General features: G+C 69.7%; 20 protein-coding genes. 13 read left to right on the plus strand and 7 right to left on the minus strand.

Annotated features, from left to right (window positions below; genetic code table 11):
- Positions 1-4 precede the first annotated feature (4 nt).
- Genes ACQ7HM_RS15995 through ACQ7HM_RS16020 form a run of 6 tightly spaced genes read right to left on the minus strand, consistent with a single transcriptional unit; the run spans position 5 to position 7,036 of the window.
- Entirely contained in the window at positions 5-1,492 is a 1,488-nt protein-coding gene (locus tag ACQ7HM_RS15995) for a S1C family serine protease (protein ID WP_434217226.1), read from the minus strand.
- Positions 1,493-1,544: 52 nt separating this feature from the next.
- Complete coding sequence (locus tag ACQ7HM_RS16000) at positions 1,545-2,288, minus strand: sirohydrochlorin chelatase (RefSeq protein ID WP_434217227.1); 744 nt, start codon at positions 2,286-2,288, stop codon at positions 1,545-1,547.
- Complete coding sequence (locus ACQ7HM_RS16005) at positions 2,285-3,619, minus strand: sulfate adenylyltransferase subunit 1 (protein ID WP_434217228.1); 1,335 nt, start codon at positions 3,617-3,619, stop codon at positions 2,285-2,287. Before ACQ7HM_RS16005 ends, ACQ7HM_RS16000 begins: the two co-directional genes overlap by 4 nt.
- Entirely contained in the window at positions 3,619-4,587 is a 969-nt protein-coding gene (gene cysD, locus ACQ7HM_RS16010) for a sulfate adenylyltransferase subunit CysD (protein ID WP_434217229.1), read from the minus strand. The genes ACQ7HM_RS16005 and cysD overlap by 1 nt, the downstream gene beginning before the upstream one ends.
- Positions 4,584-5,315, minus strand: coding sequence for a phosphoadenylyl-sulfate reductase (locus tag ACQ7HM_RS16015; RefSeq protein ID WP_434217230.1), 732 nt, complete (start codon positions 5,313-5,315; stop codon positions 4,584-4,586). The genes cysD and ACQ7HM_RS16015 overlap by 4 nt, the downstream gene beginning before the upstream one ends.
- Before the next feature lie 14 nt (positions 5,316-5,329).
- A complete protein-coding gene (locus ACQ7HM_RS16020; RefSeq protein ID WP_434217231.1) occupies positions 5,330-7,036 on the minus strand; it encodes a nitrite/sulfite reductase in 1,707 nt (568 codons plus the stop codon).
- 382 nt (positions 7,037-7,418) lie between these two features.
- On the opposite strand from ACQ7HM_RS16020, the gene hemW reads away from it, so the two are divergent.
- Positions 7,419-8,639, plus strand: coding sequence for a radical SAM family heme chaperone HemW (gene hemW, locus ACQ7HM_RS16025; protein WP_434217497.1), 1,221 nt, complete (start codon positions 7,419-7,421; stop codon positions 8,637-8,639).
- Here hemW and ACQ7HM_RS16030 read toward each other — a convergent pair.
- Positions 8,551-9,078 (minus strand): type II toxin-antitoxin system VapB family antitoxin, encoded by a 528-nt coding sequence (locus ACQ7HM_RS16030; RefSeq protein ID WP_434217232.1) that lies wholly within the window; start codon positions 9,076-9,078, stop codon positions 8,551-8,553. The two genes, hemW and ACQ7HM_RS16030, sit on opposite strands and share 89 nt — an antisense overlap.
- A gap of 157 nt (positions 9,079-9,235) precedes the next feature.
- Between ACQ7HM_RS16030 and hrcA the strand changes: the two genes are divergently transcribed.
- From hrcA to ACQ7HM_RS16090, 12 genes are all read left to right on the plus strand, one after another.
- A complete protein-coding gene (gene hrcA, locus ACQ7HM_RS16035) occupies positions 9,236-10,270 on the plus strand; it encodes a heat-inducible transcriptional repressor HrcA (RefSeq protein ID WP_434217498.1) in 1,035 nt (344 codons plus the stop codon).
- Between the two features lie 65 nt (positions 10,271-10,335).
- Positions 10,336-11,487 carry a molecular chaperone DnaJ gene (gene dnaJ / locus ACQ7HM_RS16040; protein WP_434217233.1) on the plus strand — a complete coding sequence of 384 codons (1,152 nt, stop codon included), beginning with the start codon at positions 10,336-10,338 and terminating at the stop codon, positions 11,485-11,487.
- Positions 11,488-11,500: 13 nt separating this feature from the next.
- Positions 11,501-12,256, plus strand: coding sequence for a 16S rRNA (uracil(1498)-N(3))-methyltransferase (locus ACQ7HM_RS16045; RefSeq protein ID WP_434217234.1), 756 nt, complete (start codon positions 11,501-11,503; stop codon positions 12,254-12,256).
- On the plus strand, positions 12,241-13,059 hold the full coding sequence (locus ACQ7HM_RS16050; protein ID WP_434217235.1) for an alpha/beta hydrolase family protein: 819 nt from the start codon (positions 12,241-12,243) through the stop codon (positions 13,057-13,059). The genes ACQ7HM_RS16045 and ACQ7HM_RS16050 overlap by 16 nt, the downstream gene beginning before the upstream one ends.
- Before the next feature lie 121 nt (positions 13,060-13,180).
- Positions 13,181-14,242, plus strand: a complete 1,062-nt coding sequence (locus tag ACQ7HM_RS16055; protein WP_434217236.1) for a PhoH family protein — start codon at positions 13,181-13,183, stop codon at positions 14,240-14,242.
- A 4-nt stretch (positions 14,243-14,246) separates the two neighbouring features.
- Entirely contained in the window at positions 14,247-14,819 is a 573-nt protein-coding gene (gene ybeY, locus ACQ7HM_RS16060; RefSeq protein WP_434217237.1) for an rRNA maturation RNase YbeY, read from the plus strand.
- 5 nt (positions 14,820-14,824) lie between these two features.
- On the plus strand, positions 14,825-16,177 hold the full coding sequence (locus tag ACQ7HM_RS16065) for a hemolysin family protein (RefSeq protein WP_434217238.1): 1,353 nt from the start codon (positions 14,825-14,827) through the stop codon (positions 16,175-16,177).
- Between the two features lie 11 nt (positions 16,178-16,188).
- Entirely contained in the window at positions 16,189-17,115 is a 927-nt protein-coding gene (era, locus tag ACQ7HM_RS16070) for a GTPase Era (protein ID WP_434217499.1), read from the plus strand.
- Between the two features lie 4 nt (positions 17,116-17,119).
- Positions 17,120-18,547: a YhgE/Pip domain-containing protein gene (locus tag ACQ7HM_RS16075; protein ID WP_434217239.1), complete on the plus strand. Its 1,428-nt coding sequence runs from the start codon at positions 17,120-17,122 to the stop codon at positions 18,545-18,547.
- A gap of 4 nt (positions 18,548-18,551) precedes the next feature.
- Positions 18,552-19,346 (plus strand): DNA repair protein RecO, encoded by a 795-nt coding sequence (gene recO / locus ACQ7HM_RS16080; protein WP_434217240.1) that lies wholly within the window; start codon positions 18,552-18,554, stop codon positions 19,344-19,346.
- Positions 19,312-20,139 (plus strand): isoprenyl transferase, encoded by an 828-nt coding sequence (locus tag ACQ7HM_RS16085; RefSeq protein WP_434217241.1) that lies wholly within the window; start codon positions 19,312-19,314, stop codon positions 20,137-20,139. Before recO ends, ACQ7HM_RS16085 begins: the two co-directional genes overlap by 35 nt.
- Positions 20,136-20,555, plus strand: coding sequence for a hypothetical protein (locus ACQ7HM_RS16090; protein WP_434217242.1), 420 nt, complete (start codon positions 20,136-20,138; stop codon positions 20,553-20,555). The genes ACQ7HM_RS16085 and ACQ7HM_RS16090 overlap by 4 nt, the downstream gene beginning before the upstream one ends.
- Positions 20,556-20,557 lie beyond the last annotated feature (2 nt).

Genomic DNA, 20,557 nt, shown 5'->3' on the forward strand with positions numbered 1-20,557 from the left:
CGCGTCACTGCCCGAACGGATCCAGCCCGTCGAACGGCGACCCCTGATCGGGGGAGTTCTGATCGGGAGAACCCTGGTCCGGTGAGCCCTGCTGCGACGGCGCCGACTGGGTGGACACGGTCGTGGTCGCGTCGTCCTTCGCGCTGCCCAGGGTGACGGTCAGCTTCTCCGACTTCCCGCCGGTGTCGGTGACGGTGATCGGGATCTGCTGCCCCGGCTGATGCCGCAGGACCTGTGCCATCAGGTCGGCGTAATTGCTGATCGGGCTGCCGTCGATCGCCGTGATCACGTCACCGGCGCGCAGCCCGGCGCGGGCGGCGGCGCCGTCGGCCGAGACCGACCCGACCCGGGCGCCGTTGACGCTCGTCTGCGAGGCGTTGGTCGTCTCCGACAGCGAACCCGAGACGCCCAGAACGGGTTTCGTGGCCGTCCCGTTCTGCATGAGCTGCTCGGCGACGCGCTTGGCGGTGTCGACGGGGATCGAGAACCCCAACCCGAAGGCCTGCACGCCGCCGCCGGCGGCCTGCCCGGTGTCGACGGCGGAGTTCACACCCACCACCTGACCCTGCAGGTTGACCAGTGGCCCACCGGAATTGCCCGGGTTGATGGGTGTGTCGGTCTGCAGGCCGTTGTACACCGCGACCTGCGAACCGGACTCGTCGCCGGCGGTCACGGTGCGACTCAGGGCGCTGATGATGCCGGAGGTGACGGTGTTGGAAAGGTTCTCGGGGCTGCCCACCGCGACGACCTGCTGGCCGACCTGCAGGCCGTTCGACTGTCCCAGGGTGGCCGGCGTGAGGCCACTGACCCCGGAGACCTTGATGACCGCGAGGTCGTACGACGGTGCGACACCGGTGACGGTCGCCGCGTGGGTGGTGCCGTCGGGGAGGGTCACCTGTATCCGGCCGCCGTCGCCGACCCCGGACACGACGTGGTTGTTGGTCAGTGTGTATCCGTCTGCGGTGAGGATGATCCCGCTGCCGACGGCGGTGCCCTGCGCGCCGGAGACGGCGATGTCGGCGGTGGACTTCGAGGCGACCTTGGCGGCGTAGGTGACCGATCCGGGAGTGGCGTTCACCGTCCCGGGGGACGACGGAGCCGAGGTGAGGGCCGCCGGGGCGGAATCACGGTGATCGAGGAGTGCGACACCGCCGGCGCCGAGGCCGCCACCGATCAAACCGGCCGCGAGTACGGCGACGAGGATCGGGGTACCGGAGCGCTGTCGGTGTGTCGATGTGCCCGGCGTGGGTCCGGGGGACGACGGTGGGGTGCCGAAGGGTGCGGTCGCACCCGGAGTGGTCTGCGGCGCACCGTATGTCGGGAAACCGCCGTATGTCGGTGCTGCGACGTACGCCGGGTTCGACCGGTACGGATCGCCGGCGGCGTGGGCGGGACGGGGGTCCCACTGCTGTGTCGGTTCCTCCGACGCCCGGTTCTCGTCGTTCGGGTTCTGGTCGGTCGGATTCTGGCGCTCGTTCGGGTTCTCGTGCATGACACCACCGTCCGCGTCGAACCTGAGCGGAGCCCGAGTGTTGCGCGGGGAATCAGCTGAGGCTTTGCCCAGGATTCCCGGCGACCGCGGCGTGATAGCGGTCGCAGATGATGTCGATCAGTCCCGGGTGGGCACCGATCGCCGCGGCGAACACGACGTCGACAGGCAGGTCGGCGAGCGCGGTCTCGACACGGTCGGTGAGCGTTCCCGCCGACAGGAAGTACGGGCTCACCACGATCCGGCGCGCACCCCTCGTCGTGAGGCGATCGACGGCGTCGCGCAGGTGTCGGGCATCGGGCCCCAGACGCGTCGCGAACAGCGGTTCGACGCCCCTGCATGCGACGTGATCGGCGAGATCGACCGCGACCGCATGGAACTGGGCGTCGGCGTCGCGGTCACGGCTGCCCACGGCGCACACCACGACACCGTCATCGGGCCGCAGACCGGTTGCGTCGAGTCGGTCGACGAGGGCGCCGAGAAGTCGCGGGTCGGCCCCCAGTGGTGGCGCCTGGGTGAATCTCACCCCGGGTCGACGGCGGCGCTCGACATCGAGCGCGGCGGGCAGATCGACACCTGCGTGGAACGCGTTCGAGAACAACAGCGGCACGACCACGACATGAGGCCCGGCCACGGCCGCCACCATCTCGGTCACCGACGGTTCGTCGAGGTCGAGGAACGCGAGATGTACGCCGGTCCCGGGCAGCGCCGCGGCGACGGCGTCGGTGACCGCGCGTGCGGTGATGGCGAAGCGGGGATCTCGACTGCCGTGTGCGGCGAGGACGAGCGCGTCGGTCACGCCAGAGCGGACAGGTGCAACGGTGCGAGGGCGTCGCCCACCAGACCGGCGGCGAGGGTGTTGCCGCCCTGCGGATCGATCAGCAGGAAGCTGCCGGTCTCGCGGTTGACGAGGTAGTCGTCGGCCGCGACGGGTGCCGCGGTCTGCACGGTGATGCGTCCGATCTGGTTGAGCTCGAGGCGTTCCGGCGAGTCGTGCACCGACAGGTCCTGTTCGTCGAAGAGTGCATCGAGCGAACCGACGATCGCCGGTGTCGACAGCGTGCCGTGCTTGAGCAGCAGCCGGGCACCGGGCGCCAGCGGCTTGTCGCCGAGCCAGCAGACGGTGGCGGTGAACGACGAGATGGGTTCGGGCGCATCGGCGACGGCGGCGATGATGTCTCCGCGGGAGATGTCGATGTCGTCGGCGAGGAGCACCGTGACACTGCGGCCGGTGTGCGCCGAGGTGAGTGAGCCGTCGGCGGTGTCGATGCCCGACACCGTCGTGCGGATACCCGACGGCAGCACGACGACCTCGTCGCCGACCGCCACGCGACCCGCGGCCACCTGACCGGCGTATCCGCGGTAGTCGAGATACTCGGCGGTGCGGGGGCGGATGACGTACTGCACCGGGAACCGGAAGCCCACCGGCGCGCGGTCGGCCACGTTCGGCACCGACTCGAGGTGCTCGATGAGGGTCGGGCCGGTGTAGAAGTCGGTGAGCTCGGACCGATGGGCGACGTTGTCGCCTCGCAGGGCCGAGACGGGGATGGCCTGCACGTCGGCGTCATCCCATCCGAGGTTTCCGGTGAGTCGGGCGAACTCGGCGCTGATCTCGGCGAACACCGTCGCCGCGTCGTCGACGAGGTCGATCTTGTTGACCGCCAACACCAGTCGCGGGACACCGAGCAGCGCCATGACGGCGGCGTGGCGACGCGTCTGGGCGACGACACCGGTGCGCGCGTCGACGAGCAGGATCACCAGCTGCGCGGTCGACGCGCCGGAGACGGTGTTGCGGGTGTACTGCACGTGACCGGGGGTGTCGGCGAGCACGAACGACCGCCGCGGCGTGGCGAAATAGCGGTAGGCGACGTCGATGGTGATGCCCTGTTCGCGTTCAGCCCGCAGGCCGTCGACCAGCAGCGAGAGGTCGGGGGTGTCGAGTCCCTTGTCGACCGAGGCGCGCGTGACGGCGTCGATCTGGTCGGCCAGAACGGATTTCGTGTCGTACAGCAGGCGGCCGACGAGAGTCGACTTGCCGTCGTCGACGCTGCCCGCGGTCGCGATGCGCAGCAGGTCGGAGTTCTCGACGCGCCCGCCGGTGGTGTCGACGGGGGAGATGGTGGTGCTCATCAGAAGTAGCCCTCACGCTTTCGGTCTTCCATGGCCGCCTCGGACACGCGGTCGTCACCACGCGTGGCGCCCCGCTCGGTGAGTCGGGAGGCGGCGACCTCGGCGAGGACGGCGTCGTTGTCGGCGGCGTCGGAGAGCACCGCGCCGGTCGTGGAGCCGTCGCCGACGGTGCGGTAGCGCACCGACAGTCGTCGCAGCTCCTCGCCGTCGCGGGGTCCGCCCCAGGGGCCGGGGGTCATCCACATTCCGTCACGCTCGAAGACGTCACGCTCGTGGGCGTAGTAGATACCGGGCAGCAGCACCTGCTCGCGGGCGATGTAGCGCCACACGTCGAGCTCGGTCCAGTTCGACAGAGGGAACACCCGGACGTGTTCGCCGGCGGCGTGCTTGCCGTTGTAGAGGTTCCACAGCTCCGGGCGTTGACGCTTCGGGTCCCACTGCCCGAACGCGTTGCGCAGCGAGAAGATCCGCTCCTTGGCGCGCGATCGCTCCTCGTCGCGACGACCGCCGCCGAACACCGCGTCAAAGCGGTGATCGTTGATGGCGTCGAGCAGGGGGACGGTCTGCAGGGGATTGCGGACACCGTCGGGTCGCTCGGTCAGACGGCCGTCGGCGAGGTAGTCCTCGACGCTCGCGACGTGCAGGCGCAGGCTGTGGCGCGCGACGACCTCGTCGCGGAACGCGAGGACCTCGGGCAGGTTGTGTCCGGTGTCGACGTGCAGCAGCGAGAACGGGATGGGGGCGGGCCAGAACGCCTTGATCGCCACGTGCAGCAGGACCGTCGAGTCCTTTCCTCCGGAGAACAGGATCACCGGACGGTCGAACTCGCCGGCCACCTCACGGAAGATGTGGATGGCCTCCGACTCCAGTGCGTCGAGGGTGCTGAACTGCTCCCCGTCGCCCAGCGACGGTGTCGTCGGAGTGCCGCCCAGCGACGGCGTGGTCGGCGTGCTCTGTTCGATGGTCATGAGGCGTGCAACCCACATTCGGTCTTGGAGCGGCCGGCCCAGCGGCCACTGCGGGGATCGGAGCCGGGTGCCGGTTTCGCCGTGCACGGCGCGCACCCGATCGACGGGTAGCCCTCGTCGACGAGGGGATTGACCAGCACGCCGCGCCGGTCGATGTAGTCCTGCATCTGCTCGTCGGTCCACGCCGCGATCGGGTTGATCTTCACCAGACCGAAACCCTCGTCGAAGGAGATGAGCGGTGCGTCGGCACGGGTCGGCGACTCGACGCGTCGGATGCCGGTCACCCAGGCGCTGTAGTTCGACAACTGACGCTGCAGCGGGACCACCTTGCGCAGACGGCAGCACTCGCCGGGGTCGGACGCGAACAGGTTGCGCCCCAACAGCTCGTCCTGCTCGGCGACGGTCTGCTCGGGGGTGACGTTGACGATCTCGACGCCGTACACCTGCTCGACCGCGTCGCGGGTGCCCAGTGTCTCGGCGAAGTGGTAGCCGGTGTCGAGGAAGAGCACCTTGAGCTTCTCGTGATCGAGTGAGGCGGGATCGATAGCGTCGACGGCGAGGTCGACCAGCGCGGCGTCCTGCATGTTCGACGCGACCACGAAGTCGATGCCGAAGTTCTCGGCGGTCCAGCGCAACAGCTCCTCGGGGGTCGCGTCGGGCCCGAGGTCACGGGCACCGGACTCGGCGAGTTCGCGCAGATGCGCCTCGATGCGTACGGCAGTACTCATCGCAGATCCTCCACTCATCGCAGATCTTCCTCTGGGGCCCGAAGGGTCCACTCCGCGAAGCGTTCCCCTTCCGAGCGGTGTTTGACGAAATTGCGCACCACGCGGTCGACGTAGTCGCCGAGCTCGCCGGTGGGCACCTTGTGCTGACGGACCTTGCGGCCGAATCCCGCGTCCTGACCGAGGCTTCCGCCCAGGTGGACCTGGAAACCCTCGACGTGGTCGCCGTTGTCGTCCTCGATCAACATGCCCTTGAATCCGATGTCGGCGATCTGGGCCCGCGCACACGAATTCGGGCAGCCGTTGATGTTGATGGTGACGGGGACATCGAGCTGGGCGTCGATGTCGGCGAGTCGCTCCTCCAGCTCGGGGACGAGCTTCTGCGAACGCTTCCGGGTCTCGGTGAACGACAGCTTGCAGAACTCGATGCCCGAGCAGGCGATGAGGTTGCGACGCCAGCGCGACGGCCGTCCGTCGAGCCCGTGCGCCGACAGCTCGTCGATGAGGCCGTCGACGTGCTCGTCGGCGACGTCGAGCACGACGAGCTTCTGGTACGGGGTGAAACGGATGCGGTCGGAACCGATCCGGGCCGCTGCGTCGGCCACCGCGGTCAGCGTCGAGCCCGAGACGCGTCCGGCGATGGCGGCGAACCCGACGGCGTTGAGTCCGTTCTTGAGTCGCTGCACGCCGACGTGGTCGCGCGGCGCGGTCAGCGGTTCCGGTGCGGGACCGTCGATCAGCTTGCGGCCGAGGTACTCGTCCTCGAGCACCTGGCGGAACTTCTCCATGCCCCAGTCCTTGAGCAGGAACTTCAGCCGTGCCTTTGCGCGCAGGCGCCGGTAGCCGTAGTCACGGAACAGCGAGACCACGCCCTGCCAGACGTCGGGCACCTCGTCGAGGGGGATCCAGGCGCCGACCCGTTGGGCCAGCATCGGATTCGTCGACAGCCCGCCGCCGACCCAGAGGTCGAGACCCGGGCCGTGCTCGGGGTGCTCGACGCCGATGAAGGCGATGTCGTTGATCTCGTGGGCGACGTCCTGCAGACCGGAGATGGCGGTCTTGAACTTGCGCGGCAGGTTGGAGTAGGCGGGATCGCCGATGTAGCGACGGACGATCTCGTCGATCGCCTCGGTGGGGTCGAGCACCTCGTCGACCGCCTCGCCGGCGAGCGGGGAACCGAGGACCACACGCGGGCAGTCGCCGCACGCCTCGGTGGTCTGCAGTCCGACCGCCTCGAGTCGGTTCCAGATGGTGGGGACGTCCTCGATCCGGATCCAGTGGTATTGGACGTTCTCCCGGTCGGACAGGTCGGCGGTGTCGCGCGCGAACTCGGTGGAGATCTCGCCGATGGTGCGCAGCTGCTCGGCGGACAACGCGCCCTTGTCGCACCGCACCCGCATCATGAAGTGGCTGTCCTCGAGCAGGTCGAGGTTCTCGTCGCCGGTCCACGTGCCGTCGTAGCCCTGCGCGCGCTGCGTGTACAGACCCCACCAGCGGAAGCGCCCGCGCAGATCGCTCTTGTCGATCGAGTCGAATCCGCGCAGCGCGTAGATGTTCTCGATCCGCGCGCGCACGTTGAGCGGGTTGTCGTCCTTCTTGGACTGCTCGTTGGCGTTGAGGGGCTCGCGGTAGCCGAGCTTCCACTGCCCTTCGGCGCGACGCTTGGCGGGGCGGGCACGCCGTGCGGGCGCGTCGGCTCCGGTGGCGGGGGAGGTCGGGGTCATCGAGCGGCTCCTGGGAGTGGTCGCGGTGCTTCGCTCGACAGGCGAGCACTCACGGGGTGGCGGGTCACAGGGGACCCATCGACGGTTCGCGTGGCTCGGCGCAGGGCGCGATCTCTAGGCGATCGCGGACAGACTGCGGGCGTGACGCGTCAGTGGAGACAGAAAGCGCTGCAGACGCGCTTGAGATCGATGTGGCGCCGCTCGGCCAGCCACACCCCGGGGAAGATCACGGTGGCCATAGTGCCACGGGCCTCCTCACGGCGTCTACTTGGGACTATTTGGATTCACGGTGAGCGGAACTCGTGGTGCTCGACCGATCGGCACAGCGGTGTCGTCGGTGGCAACGTCGACGGTGATGCCGGTCATTCCCGCGACGCGGGGGATGATGGACGACGTGAGCGTGGTGACGACAGACGTGACGGGGGCGCCGGGGGACGAACTGGTCCTGCCCGTCTGCGACCCCGCGACCCCCCTGGGTCTGTACATCCACGTGCCGTTCTGCGCGACACGCTGCGGATACTGCGATTTCAACACCTACACCGCGGGTGAGCTGGGATCGGACTCCTCGCCCGACACCTGGCACGCCGCCATCGCCACCGAACTGGCACTGGCCGCGGCCACCATGACCCCCGCCCGGCCCGTCTCGACGGTGTTCGTCGGCGGCGGGACGCCCTCGCTGCTCGGCGCCGCCGGTCTGGCCTCGGTCCTCGACGCCGTCGGGGACCACTTCGACCTGGCTCCGGGCGCGGAGGTCACCACCGAGTCGAACCCCGAGTCGACGTCACCGCGGTTCTTCGACGGGCTGCTCGCCGCCGGGTTCACCCGGGTGTCTCTCGGCATGCAGTCCGCGGCACCACATGTGCTGGCCACGCTCGACCGCGTCCACACACCGGGTCGCGCGGTCGACGCCGCGCGGGAGGCGGCCGCGGCCGGCTTCGCCCACGTCAACCTCGACGTGATCTACGGCACGCCGGGGGAGACCGACGCCGACCTCGACGCGACACTCGACGCGGTGCTCGCCGCGGACGTCGACCACGTCTCGGCGTACGCACTGATCGTCGAGGACGGCACGGCGATGGCCCGACGCGTCCGGCGCGGTGAAATCCCCGCACCCGACGACGACGTCCTCGCCGACCGCTACGAGGCGATCGACGCGCGACTGACCGCCGCGGGACTCGACTGGTACGAGGTGTCGAACTGGGCACGGCGCGGCGATCCGCAGGCGCGCTGCCGCCACAACATCGGCTACTGGGACAGCGCCGACTGGTGGGGCATCGGTCCCGGTGCGCACTCCCACGTGCGCGGGGTGCGGTGGTCGACGGTGAAACACCCGGGTCGCCACGCCGCGACGCTCGCGGCCGGGCAGCTGCCCGTCGCGTCGGTCGAGGTGCTCGACGAGACCGAGAAGCACACCGAACGGGTGATGCTCGCGATCCGTCGCGACTCCGGACTGCCGCTGTCGGAGCTCGACGCCGCCGAGCGGGCGCGGGCGCTGGAGACCGTCGAGGCGGGACTCACCGTGCTCGACGACGATCGGGTGGTGCTGTCCAACCGTGGGCGTCTGCTCGCGGACGGGGTGGTCCGTCAGGTGCTGACGGACTGAGCGCCGGATCGGTCGGGGCGTCGACGGTCCCGGGGTCGCCCGCCGCGGCCGGGATGGGCGCTGTCGTCGCGGTGGCGTCGATCGTGTCACCCGCGGCGATGGCACCGTCGCCGGGACGCGCGAGCGGCGCCGCCTCGATGTTCAGTGCGTCGAGATCGAGCAGACGCGCGTGGATCACGTGGCGGTTGCGCAACGCCGACCGCACCGCGCGGTGCAATCCGTCCTCGAGGTACATCTCGCCGTGCCAGCGCACGGCGTGGGCGAACAGGTCGCCGTAGAAGGTGCTGTCCTCCGACAGCAACTTGTCCAACGCCAGTGCGGTGGTGACGGTGGTGAGTTGGTCGAGGCGGAACTGTCGGGGCGGGATCTGTGCCCAGTCGCGCATCGACAGCCCGTGGTCGGGATACGGCTTGCCGTTGCGCACACCCTTGAAGATCACGCCACCACCGTAGGCGTCCGGGCGACCGTTCGGGCGGGTCGGTCACCGACAGCGGTTTCCTCCGTAAACTGGACTCCCGGCCGTCCGGTGGTCGGTCGACACGAGCCCGCACGACACCGCAGACGACGGGTCTGCACCACCCACGGAGGTGATCCCCCTGTCCAGCACCGACGAACGCCGTTTCGAGGTCCTGCGCGCGATCGTCACCGACTATGTGGCGACCCAGGAACCCATCGGTTCCAAGGCACTCGTGGAACGGCACCACCTCGGGGTGTCGAGCGCGACGATCCGCAACGACATGGCCGTGCTGGAGGCCGAGGGCTACATCGCCCAACCGCACACCAGCTCCGGTCGTGTGCCCACCGACAAGGGTTATCGACTGTTCGTCGACCGCATCTCCGAGGTCAAACCGCTCTCCAGCGTGGAGCGGCGCGCGATCCTCAGCTTCCTCGACACCGGCGTCGACCTCGACGACGTCCTGCGACGGTCGGTGCGACTGCTGGCCCAGCTGACGCGACAGGTCGCGGTGATCCAGTACCCGGTCCTGTCCACGGCCACCGTCCGTCACCTCGAGGTGGTGGCGTTGACCCCGTCGCGTCTGTTGCTGGTGGTGATCACCGACACCGGTCGCGTCGAGCAGCGGATGGTCGACGTCCCCGAGGACCTCGGCGACGACGAGATCGTGCGGCTGCGGGACATGTTCTCCGCCGCTCTGCACGGGCAGCGTCTCGAGGTCGCCTCGCACGCGGTCGCCGAGCTCGCGAACTCCGCGCCCGACGACCTGCGCCAGGCGGTGATCCGCATGGCCTCGGTGCTCGTCGAGACCCTGGTCGAGCGCTCCGACGACCGCCTCGTGCTCGGCGGGACGTCGAACCTCGCCCGCTCGGCGGCGGACTTCACCCCGGTCCAGGGGTCGATGGACTCGGTCCTCGAGGCGCTCGAGGAACAGGTCGTGGTCCTCAAACTGCTCGCCGCGACACAGCTGCCCGGAACCGTCACGGTGCAGATCGGCGAGGAGACGAACACCGCGAACCTGCGTGGCGCCGCCGTCGTGTCCACGGGGTACGGTGCCTCGGGCACTGTTTTCGGTGGTCTGGGGGTTCTGGGACCCACACGCATGGATTACCCGGGAACCATTGCGTCGGTCGCCGCCGTTGCCAGATATGTCGGTGAGGTCCTCGCCGAGCGCTGACGCGTTCGGTCGCGGGACCCCGCGTACACCTGATTTGTTCGAACGAGTGAAGGACACCGCTGCGCGTGGCACGTGACTACTACGGGACCCTGGGCGTCGCTCCGGGTTCCAGCGATTCCGAGATCAAGCGCGCCTACCGGAAGCTGGCGCGCGAACTGCATCCCGACGTCAACCCCGACGAGGCCGCCCAGCAGCGGTTCGCCGAGGTGTCGACCGCGTACGAGGTCCTGTCGGATCCGGAGAAGCGACGCATCGTCGACGCCGGTGGCGACCCGCTGGCCACCGCCGGTTCCGGCGGCGGCTTCGGCGGTGGTTTCGGTGGCGGTGGCCTCGGTGACGTGTTCGAGGCGTTCTTCGGCGCGGGTGCCGGTGGCGGTGGTCGCGGACCCCGCGGTCGGGTGCAGCCCGGCTCGGACGCATTGCTGCGGATGCAGCTCGATCTCGACGAGTGTGCCGCCGGCGTCAGCAAGGAGGTCACCGTCGACACCGCCGTGCTGTGCGACGTGTGCAAGGGCTCGGGTGGTCACGACGGCAGCAAGCCGGTCAACTGCGACACCTGCAAGGGCGCCGGTGAGATCCAGTCGGTGCAGCGGTCGTTCCTCGGCCAGGTCATGACGTCGCGTCCGTGCCCCACCTGCGGCGGCACCGGGCAGACCATCCCCGATCCCTGCCGCAAGTGCGCGGGCGACGGGCGTGTGCGGTCGCGTCGCACCATGACGGTGAAGATCCCCGCCGGTGTCGGCGAGGGCATGCGGGTGCGGCTGCAGGGCCAGGGCGAGGTCGGTCCCGGTGGCGGCCCCGCCGGCGACCTCTACGTCGAGGTCGTGCAGAAGCCGCACGACGTCTTCGTCCGCGATGGCGACGACCTCCACTGCACGGTCAAGGTGCCGATGGTCGACGCCGCGCTCGGCGCCAGCCTCGACATCGACACCGTCCTCGGCGGCACGGCGACGGTCACCGTGGAGCCGGGGACCCAGCCCGGACAGGTCACGCGCATCAAGGGCCAGGGCATGCCGCACCTGCACACCGGCGTGCGGGGCTCGGTGCACGTCCACCTCGACGTCGTGGTGCCCACGCGCCTCGACCACAAGCAGACCCAGAAGCTCAAGGCCTACAAGGAGGTCGCGACCCACGAGCACCTCGAGCTCGTCGACTCGCAGTCGGCCACCAACGGCGGGCTCTTCTCCCGTCTGCGCAACGCCTTCGCGGGTCGCTGACCCCGCGCCGACGATGACGCCGCCGCTGTTCTGGATCGACGAGGTCCCGGCCGTCGGCGCACTCGCCGACCTCACCGGGACCGAGGGTCACCACGCGGTGACCGTCACCCGGATCGTCGCCGGGGACCGGATCACGGTCGGCGACGGCGCCGGGACGGTCGCCGACTGCGAGGTGGTCGCCACCCTTTCCAAGGACCGTCTGCGTCTGACCGCCCTCGACCGCAGGCTGGTGCCGCGGCCCTCGCCGCTGGTGACGCTGGTGCAGGCGCTGCCGAAGTCGGACCGCTCCGAACTCGCCGTCGAGCTCGCCACCGAGGCGGGTGTCGACCGGGTGGTGGCGTGGCAGAGCGCGCGGTGCGTCAGCCGCTGGGTGGGACCGCGGGAGGAGAAGGGCCTGCGGAAATGGCGGTCGGCGGCGGCGACCGCGGCCAAGCAGAGCAGGCGCGCGCACATCCCCGAGATCACCGGTGTCGCGCACACCGTCGACATCCGCGCGATCATCAGTGGGTCGATCGAGTCCGGAGGAGTCGCCGTGGTCCTGCACGAGGGTGCTGTCGAGTCGTTGACCGCTGTCCCGGTCGCCGCCGCGACCGAGGTGATCGTGATCGTGGGGCCCGAGGGCGGGATCGACCCGTCCGAGCTCGACGACTTCACCGCCCTCGGCGCGCGGTCGGTGCGGATGGGCCCGGAGGTGCTGCGCACCTCCACCGCGGGCACCGTCGCCCTCGGCGCGATCGGCGCGATGTCGAGCCGGTGGGAACAGCCGTGACGAGCATGCGGTCCACGGCGGCGCCGCGCGTCAAGATCGCCTACGGCGAGCGCAACTCGCAGTTCGGGCACCTGCACCTGCCGACGCCGCCACCGGTCGCCGCGGGTGACGACCCGACCCCCGTCCCGGTCGTGGTCATGGTGCACGGTGGCTACTGGTCGACCGATTTCGAACTCGTCGTCCAGACCCCCGTCGCGAACGACCTCGCCGCCCGCGGCGCGATTGTCTGGAACGTCGAGTACCGACGCGTCGGGGAACCCGACGGAGGTTGGCCCCGAACGGGTTACGACGTCGTCAACGCGATCCGCGCGCTCGACGGGCCCGTGCGCTCCGCCCTGCCGGCCGCCCTCGCGGCGCGGGCCGACTTCGGTCGGGTCTCGCTGATCGGTCACTCCGCCGGCGGCCAGCTGGCGCTGTGGGCGGCCGCTCGACTGCAGGCCCGCACCGATCGGTCGACCATCACCACCGTCGTCGTGCAGGCACCCGCCTCCGACCTCGTCCGGGCGGGCACGAACGGCCACGCCGCGCTCGCGGCCTTCATCGGGGCCGACTACGCCGCGACGCCCCACCGCTACCGCGACGCGTCACCGGCGCACCTGTCGCCGTTCCCCGCGCACGTCGCGGTGGTGCAGGGCGAACTCGACACCTCGGTGCCACCGGAGATGTCGATGGCCTACGTCGAGGGGGCCCGACGGGCGGGTCAGTCGGTCGAGCTGGTCACCGTGAGCGGTGAGGGACACGACTCGTTCATGGACCCGGCGAGCCGGTGCCACCGCGAGACGCTGCGACGCCTCGGCATCTGAGTGCATCGGTCGCCACCGGAGTCGGTGCGGTCGCCGGACGAAATAACGACACGAGATCGCACGTTCTTTGGCGATAGACTGACCGAGCCCGACCCGCACGACGAATTGAGAGTCCCACTACGTGACCGACGCCAACACAGCCGGTAACCCCCCGAGCGCCGAGACCCGACCGGCGGCGGAATCGAGCATGGAGGTGGCACCGGACGTCGTCATGGGACTCCTCGGTACCGGCGACCGCAATCTCCGCGAGCTGGAGAAGCTGCTCGCCGCCGACATCCACGTCCGCGGCAACCGGATCACCCTGCACGGTGCCCCCGCCGACGTCGCCACCGCCGAACGCGTCATCGCCGAACTGGTGTCGGTGGTCCGGCGCGGTACGGCGCTGAGCCCGGACCTGGTCCGGCAGAGCGTCTCGATGCTCACCGACGGCTCGGGGGAGTCGCCCGCGGAGGTGCTCAGCCTCGACATCATCTCCCGGCGCGGCAAGTCGATCCGCCCGAAGACGGTGAACCAGAAGCGCTACGTCGACGCCATCGACGTCAACACCATCGTGTTCGGGATGGGTCCCGCCGGTACCGGCAAGACCTACCTGGCGATGGCCAAGGCCGTGCAGGCCCTGCAGAGCAAGTCGGTCAGCCGGATCATCCTCACCCGTCCCGCGGTGGAGGCAGGCGAACGCCTCGGCTTCCTGCCGGGCACCCTGCACGACAAGATCGACCCGTACCTGCGGCCGCTGCACGACGCGCTGCACGACATGATGGATCCCGACGCGATCCCCAAGCTCATGGCGGCCGGGGTCATCGAGGTCGCGCCGCTGGCCTACATGCGCGGCCGCACCCTCAACGACGCGTTCATCATCCTCGACGAGGCGCAGAACACGACCGGTGAGCAGATGAAGATGTTCCTCACCCGCCTCGGGTTCGGATCGAAGGTCGTCGTGACCGGCGACGTCACCCAGGTCGATCTCCCAGGCGGCGCCGAGAGCGGGCTGCGCGCCGCGAGTCGGATCCTCACCGACATCGACGACATCCACTTCGCGACACTGACCAGCGCCGACGTCGTGCGACACCGCCTCGTGGCCGACATCGTCGACGCCTACGGACGGTTCGAGGCGAGCCAGGACATCGCCCCCGGCGCCAACCGCGCGGGACGCCGCGCCGCGGGCAACGGCCGGCGGTCGTGACCCGATGAGCATCGAGGTCTCCAACGAGTCGGGGGTCGAGGTCCCCGAGCGGATGCTCGTCGACGTCGCCGAATACGCCCTGGGCCAGATGGACGTGCACCCCGGTGCGGAGCTGTCGATGGTGCTCGTCGACAACGAGACGATGGCCGAGCTGCACCTGCGGTGGATGGACCTGCCCGGCCCGACCGACGTGATGAGCTTCCCGATGGACGAGCTCACCCCCGGCGGTCGTCCCGACACACCCGACCCGGGGCCGGCCATGCTCGGCGACATCGTGCTGTGCCCGGAGTTCGCGGCGGTGCAGGCGGCGACCGCGCGTCACCCCGTCGAGCACGAACTGGCCGTCCTCACCGTGCACGGCGTGCTGCATCTCCTCGGCTACGACCACGCCGAACCCGATGAGGAGAAGGAGATGTTCGGCATCCAGGGCCGCATCATCGACGAGTGGTACGCCGATCGGCGCGCCGCCGACCGCGCCCGGGCCCAGGCGGCGAAGGACGCCACCCTGTTGGACCGGATCGGGTTCACCCCGGCTCGTTCTCCCGAGCGCGAGTCCCCCGACCGCAAGGAGCTCTGAGGGCCGTGCCCACCGACGTGTGGCTCCTGCTGCTCGCCCTGGCCCTGATCCCGCTCGGAGGTCTGTTCGCCGCGATCGACGCCGCCCTGTTGACCGTCTCGGTCGCCCGGGTCGACGACATGATCCGAGAGGGCCGCGGCGGGTCGACCCGACTGCGGGCCGTGCTCGTCGACCGCGCGACCTACGTGGGTCTGACCACCCTGATGCGCATCGTCTGCGAGATCGCCGCGACCACACTCGTCGCGGTGCTCGCCGCCGAACAGCTCAGCCGGGTGTGGGCGATCGTGACCGTCGTGCTCGCGATGTCGGTCGTCAGCTACGTGATGGTCGGTGTCGGACCGCGAACCCTCGGCCGACAGAACGCCTACTCCATCGCCCTGCCGTCGGCGGTGGTGTTACAGGCCATCGGGTTCCTGCTGCGACCGGTGACGCGCCTGTTGATCCTGCTCGGCAACGCGATCACCCCCGGCAAGGGTTTCCGCAACGGCCCCTTCGCCACCGAGGTCGAGCTGCGCGAACTCGTCGACATGGCCGAGGCGCGCGGCGTGGTCGACGCCGGTGAACGCCGGATGATCCAGTCGGTCTTCGACCTCGGCGACACCTGCGCCCGGGAGGTGATGGTGCCCCGTCCGGAGATGATCTGGATCGAGTCCGACAAGACGGTGGTGCAGGCCATGAGCCTCGCCACCCGTTCCGGCCACTCCCGTATCCCGGTGATCGGCGAGAACCCCGACGACATCCTCGGTGTGGTCTACCTCAAGGACCTCGTCGAACGGTCCATCCGGGCCGATCGGTCCGACCCGCCGGCGTCGGTCGCCGAGGCGATGCGTCCTGCGGAGTTCATCCCCGATTCCAAACCACTCGACCGCGTCCTGGCCGACATGCAGCGCATCCGCAACCACATGGCGTTGCTCGTCGACGAGTACGGCGGCATCGCCGGTCTGGTCACCATCGAGGACGTGCTCGAGGAGATCGTCGGGGAGATCAACGACGAGTACGACACCGACGAGGTGTCGCCCATCGACGACCTCGGCGACGGTCGGTACCGGGTGTCGTCGCGGCTGCCGGTGGAGGACCTCGGTGAACTGTTCGACATCGAGATCGACGAGGAGGACGTCGACACCGTCAGCGGGCTCGTCGGTCTCGCTCTCGGTCGCGTCCCGCTGCCCGGTGCGCGGGTCACCTCGCACGGCCTGATCCTGCTCGCCGAGGGCGGCCCCAACCGGCAGGGTCGTCTGCGCATCACCTCGGTGGTCGTCGAACGCGAACACCGACCCGACGACGACCCCGACGAGTCGACCGGGGACGATGTCGAGGCGACGGGCGGACGCTCGCGCTCGTCGGAAGGGGTGTCGTGACCACATCGTCGATGGGGACGCGCGACGACGCCGATTTCCGTTCGGGCTTCCTGTGTTTCGTGGGCCGGCCCAACACCGGGAAATCGACGCTCACCAACGCCCTCGTCGGCGAGAAGATCGCGATCACCTCCAATCGCCCGCAGACCACCCGGCACACCATCCGCGGCATCGTCAACCGGCCCGACGCTCAGCTGATCCTGGTCGACACCCCCGGACTGCACCGGCCCCGCACCCTGCTGGGTCAGCGACTCAACGACCTCGTGCGCGACACCTACTCCGAGGTCGACGTCATCGGTCTGTGCATCCCGGCCGACGAGACCATCGGTCCCGGTGACCGGTGGATCGTCGAGCAGATCCGCCAGGTCGCCCCGAAGACGCCGCTGCTCGGTGTCGTGACCAAGATCGACCGCGTCACCCCCGACCGGGTCGGGATGCAGCTCCTGGCGTTGTCGAAGCTTCTCGGCCCCGAGGGTGAGGTCGTGCCGGTGTCGGCGAAGTCGGGGCAGCAGCTCGACATCCTCACCGACGTGATCGTCTCCATGATGGAACCGGGTCCGGCGTTCTACCCCGACGGCGAGTTGACCGACGAACCCGAGCTGGTCCTCATGGCCGAGTTCATCCGCGAGGCCGCGCTCGAGGGTGTGCGCGACGAGCTGCCGCACTCGCTGGCCGTCGTCATCGAGGAGGTCATCGAGCGCGAACCGACCCGCGACGACCGTCCGCCGATGGTGGACGTCCATGCGACGCTGTTCGTCGAACGGGACAGTCAGAAGGGGATCGTCATCGGGCACAAGGGCTCTCGTCTCAAGGAAGTCGGGACCACCGCCCGTGGTCAGATCGAACGTCTGCTCGGCACCCGCGTCTACCTCGACATCCACGTGAAGGTCGCCAAGGACTGGCAGCGCGACCCCCGACAGCTGCGCAAGATGGGCTTCTAGGCCGGTGTCCGGCGCGCACGAGAAGCCCGACCCCGACGAGACCCACGCCGTCGCCCCCGGTGCGGAGACCTCGGCGTCGCACGGTGGGTCGACCCACGCCGTGCGGGCACTGCTGGCCACCCCACGGTTCTGGGTCGCGCCGATCGCCGCGGTCGTGGGCATCATGTGCCTACTCGCCGCGATGTACATGGGCGCGATCGTCAACCCGGAGCGTCATCTCCACGACTTCTCCGTCGACCTCGTGGTCGAGGACACCGGTGCCTCGCAGGGACCCGACGCCCCGCGCGCACAGTTCGGCAACGAGGTCGCGCAGGGAATCGTCGCCGGCACCAAGGGCACCGGGTTGTCGCTGACTGTGCGCGACCGTGGCTCGGCGCTCGACCGGTTGGCCTCGGCGCAGACCTACGGCGTGATCATCATCCCGGCCGACTTCTCCCAGTCGGCCATCGATCTCGCCGGGTCGGTCGTGGGCCGTGACACGCCCTCGCCGCCCACGATCGACGTGCTCACCAACCGTCGGTCGGGCACGTTCGCCTCGTCGATCCTCACCACCGCCGTCGACCGCATCAAGGTCTCGGTCAACCAGCGGTTCGGTGCCCAACTGACCAGGACGGTCCGAGACAGGCTGGCGCAGAACGACGTCCCGTTCGTGGGTCTGGCGTCGTATGCGTTCTCCGCGCCGGTGGTGTTCTCGGTGTCGGACGCGCAGCCGCTGCCGGGCGGCGCCGCGAACGGGCTGTCGGCGTTCTACTTCACCATCCTGCTGGTGCTCGCCGGGTTCACCGGCGCCCTCATCGTGCATTCCCTCGTCGACGGGATGCTCGGGGCGATCCCCATCGAGATCGGACCGCTGTACCGACTGCGCCCGCGGCTGCCCATCTCGCGCCGCGGCACGCTGGTCGTGAAGTGGTGGATCATGTTCCTCATCGCGATGGTGCAGTCGGCGCTCTACATCGCGGTGTGCGCCGCGGTCGGGATGGACAACCCCGCGCCGTTCACGCTGTGGATGTACTCGACCCTCGCCGTCACCGCCGTCGGGGTCACGGCGTCGTCGGTCATGGCGCTGTTCGGCACGCCCGGCATGATCGTGAACCTCGTGTTCTTCGTGATCCTGGGCCTGCCCTCGTCGGGCGGCGCGGTGCCGTTGGAGGCCAGCCCGCGGATCTTCGCGTGGCTCGCGGAGGTCGAGCCGATGCGCCAGATCTACCTCGGCGTCCGGTCGATCCTCTACTTCGACGGTGATTTCGGCGCGGGTCTCGGGCACTCCCTCGTCGCCACCCTCGTCGGACTCGCGATCGGCCTGGTCCTGGGGTCGGTCGCCGTGCGCCTCTACGACGCCAAGGGGTGGCGGCGCGCGCCGCAGGTCGAGGAGCCGGGATCTGTCGAACCGGTGTCGGTGACGGCGGGGGAGCCCCCGACGGTGCGAGAATGACCCGGTGAGGCTGTATCGGGATCAGGCGGTGGTCGTGCGCCAGCACAAGCTGGGCGAGGCCGATCGCATCGTCACGCTCCTGACCCATCAGCACGGTCTGGTCCGCGCGGTCGCCAAAGGTGTGCGTCGCACCCGGTCGAAGTTCGGCGCCCGGCTCGAACCGTTCGCCCACGTCGACGTACTCCTCTATCCCGGTCGCAATCTCGACGTCGTGACCCAGGTCGAGAGCATCGACGCGTTCGCGTCGTCGATCGTCGCCGACTACGGGCGCTACACCAGCGCGTGTGCGGTGCTCGAGACCGCCGAACGCCTCGCCGGTGAGGAACGGGCACCGGCCGATCGGCTGCACAAACTCACCGTCGGTGGCCTGCGGGCCATCGCCGACGCCGTCCGCCCGCGGGACCTCGTGCTCGACGCGTTCCTGTTGCGCGCCATGGATTTCGCGGGATGGATGCCCGCGCTCGACACCTGCGCGAGGTGCGGCGCGCCGGGACCGCACCGCGCGTTCCACGTCGCCGCGGGCGGAGCGGTCTGCCTGCACTGTCGGCCCGCGGGGTCGGCGACGCCGTCACCGGGCGTCATGGACCTCATGGACGACCTCTACCGTGGGCGGTGGGAGCACACCGTCGACGTCAACGACTCGCTGCGTCGACAGGCCAGCGGCCTGACCGCGGCGCACCTGCAGTGGCACCTCGAGCGCCAGTTGCGCACGCTGCCCCTGATCGAACGCGAGGCGCCGCACCGAGTCGGAGAGGACAACCGTGATGGCTCTACGTCGCCCCGCGAAGCGGTCCGCTGAGCCGGTCGCCGATCGGCTGATCCGTCCGCCCGACCCGCATCCGTCCGGAGCCCGCCCGCCGCTGCTGCAGACCGAGCTCATCCCACGCCACGTCGCACTGGTGATGGACGGCAACGGTCGGTGGGCCACCGACCGCGGACTCCCGCGGACCGAGGGGCACAAGCGCGGCGAGGCCGTCCTCATGGACTCGGTGTGCGGCTGCATCGAACTGGGTGTCACGTGGCTCTCGGCGTACGCCTTCTCCACCGAGAACTGGTCGCGCAGCCCCGAGGAGGTGCGCTTCCTCATGGGCTTCAACCGCGACGTGATCCGGCGTCGTCGCGACGAGATGCACGAGATGGGTGTCCGGGTCCGGTGGGCCGGGCGACGGCCTCGGTTGTGGGCCAGCGTGATCCGGGAACTCGAGGTCGCCGAGGAGATGACGAAGGACAACACCGTCATGAACCTCACGATGTGCGTCAACTACGGTGGGCGCGCCGAGATCGCCGACGCCGCACGGGAGATCGCCCGCCGGGTGGCCGCGGGCCAGCTCGATCCCGAGCGCATCGACGAGAAGACCGTGGCCCGCCACCTCGATGAACCGGACATGCCCGACGTCGACCTGTTCCTGCGACCGTCGGGGGAGCGACGCATCTCGAACTTCCTGCTGTGGCAGTCGGCCTACGCCGAGATGGTGTACCAGGACAAGCTGTTCCCCGATTTCGACCGCCGCGACCTGTGGGCCGCCTGTGTCGAATACGCCTCGCGCGACCGCAGATTCGGCGGCGTGCGCGAGGCCGGTGACCCGGCGTGAGTGATCCCGCCTCGACGCCGACGCCCGCTGTCGCACTCATGGACCGGGCCGCGACCCTGATCTCGGCCATCGCCGCGGTCGACCACGTGGCGGGGGAGACGTCGATGACGGTGGCGTTCGAGGGCACCCGCGCCGCGGTGCAGTCGATGACGCTGTCGGAGGGACTCGACGTCCTGTCGGTGACGCAGGTGCTGGCCTGGGATCTGCCGAACACCGATGCGCTGCGCGACGACATCGAACGACTCTCCTCGCAGATGAGCTTCGGCGCCATCAAACGCGCCTCGACCGAGGTGACCACCGATGTGTTGGCGCACTACACCTTTCCCGCAGGCACCCTCGAAGACGCGGCCCTGCTGACCATGGTGCACCTCGTGCTCTCGACCGGCACCGAACTCTCCGCCGCGCTCACCGCCTGATC

The organism is Williamsia sp. MIQD14 (assembly GCF_051025635.1).
In the GTDB taxonomy this organism is placed as follows: domain Bacteria; phylum Actinomycetota; class Actinomycetes; order Mycobacteriales; family Mycobacteriaceae; genus Williamsia_A.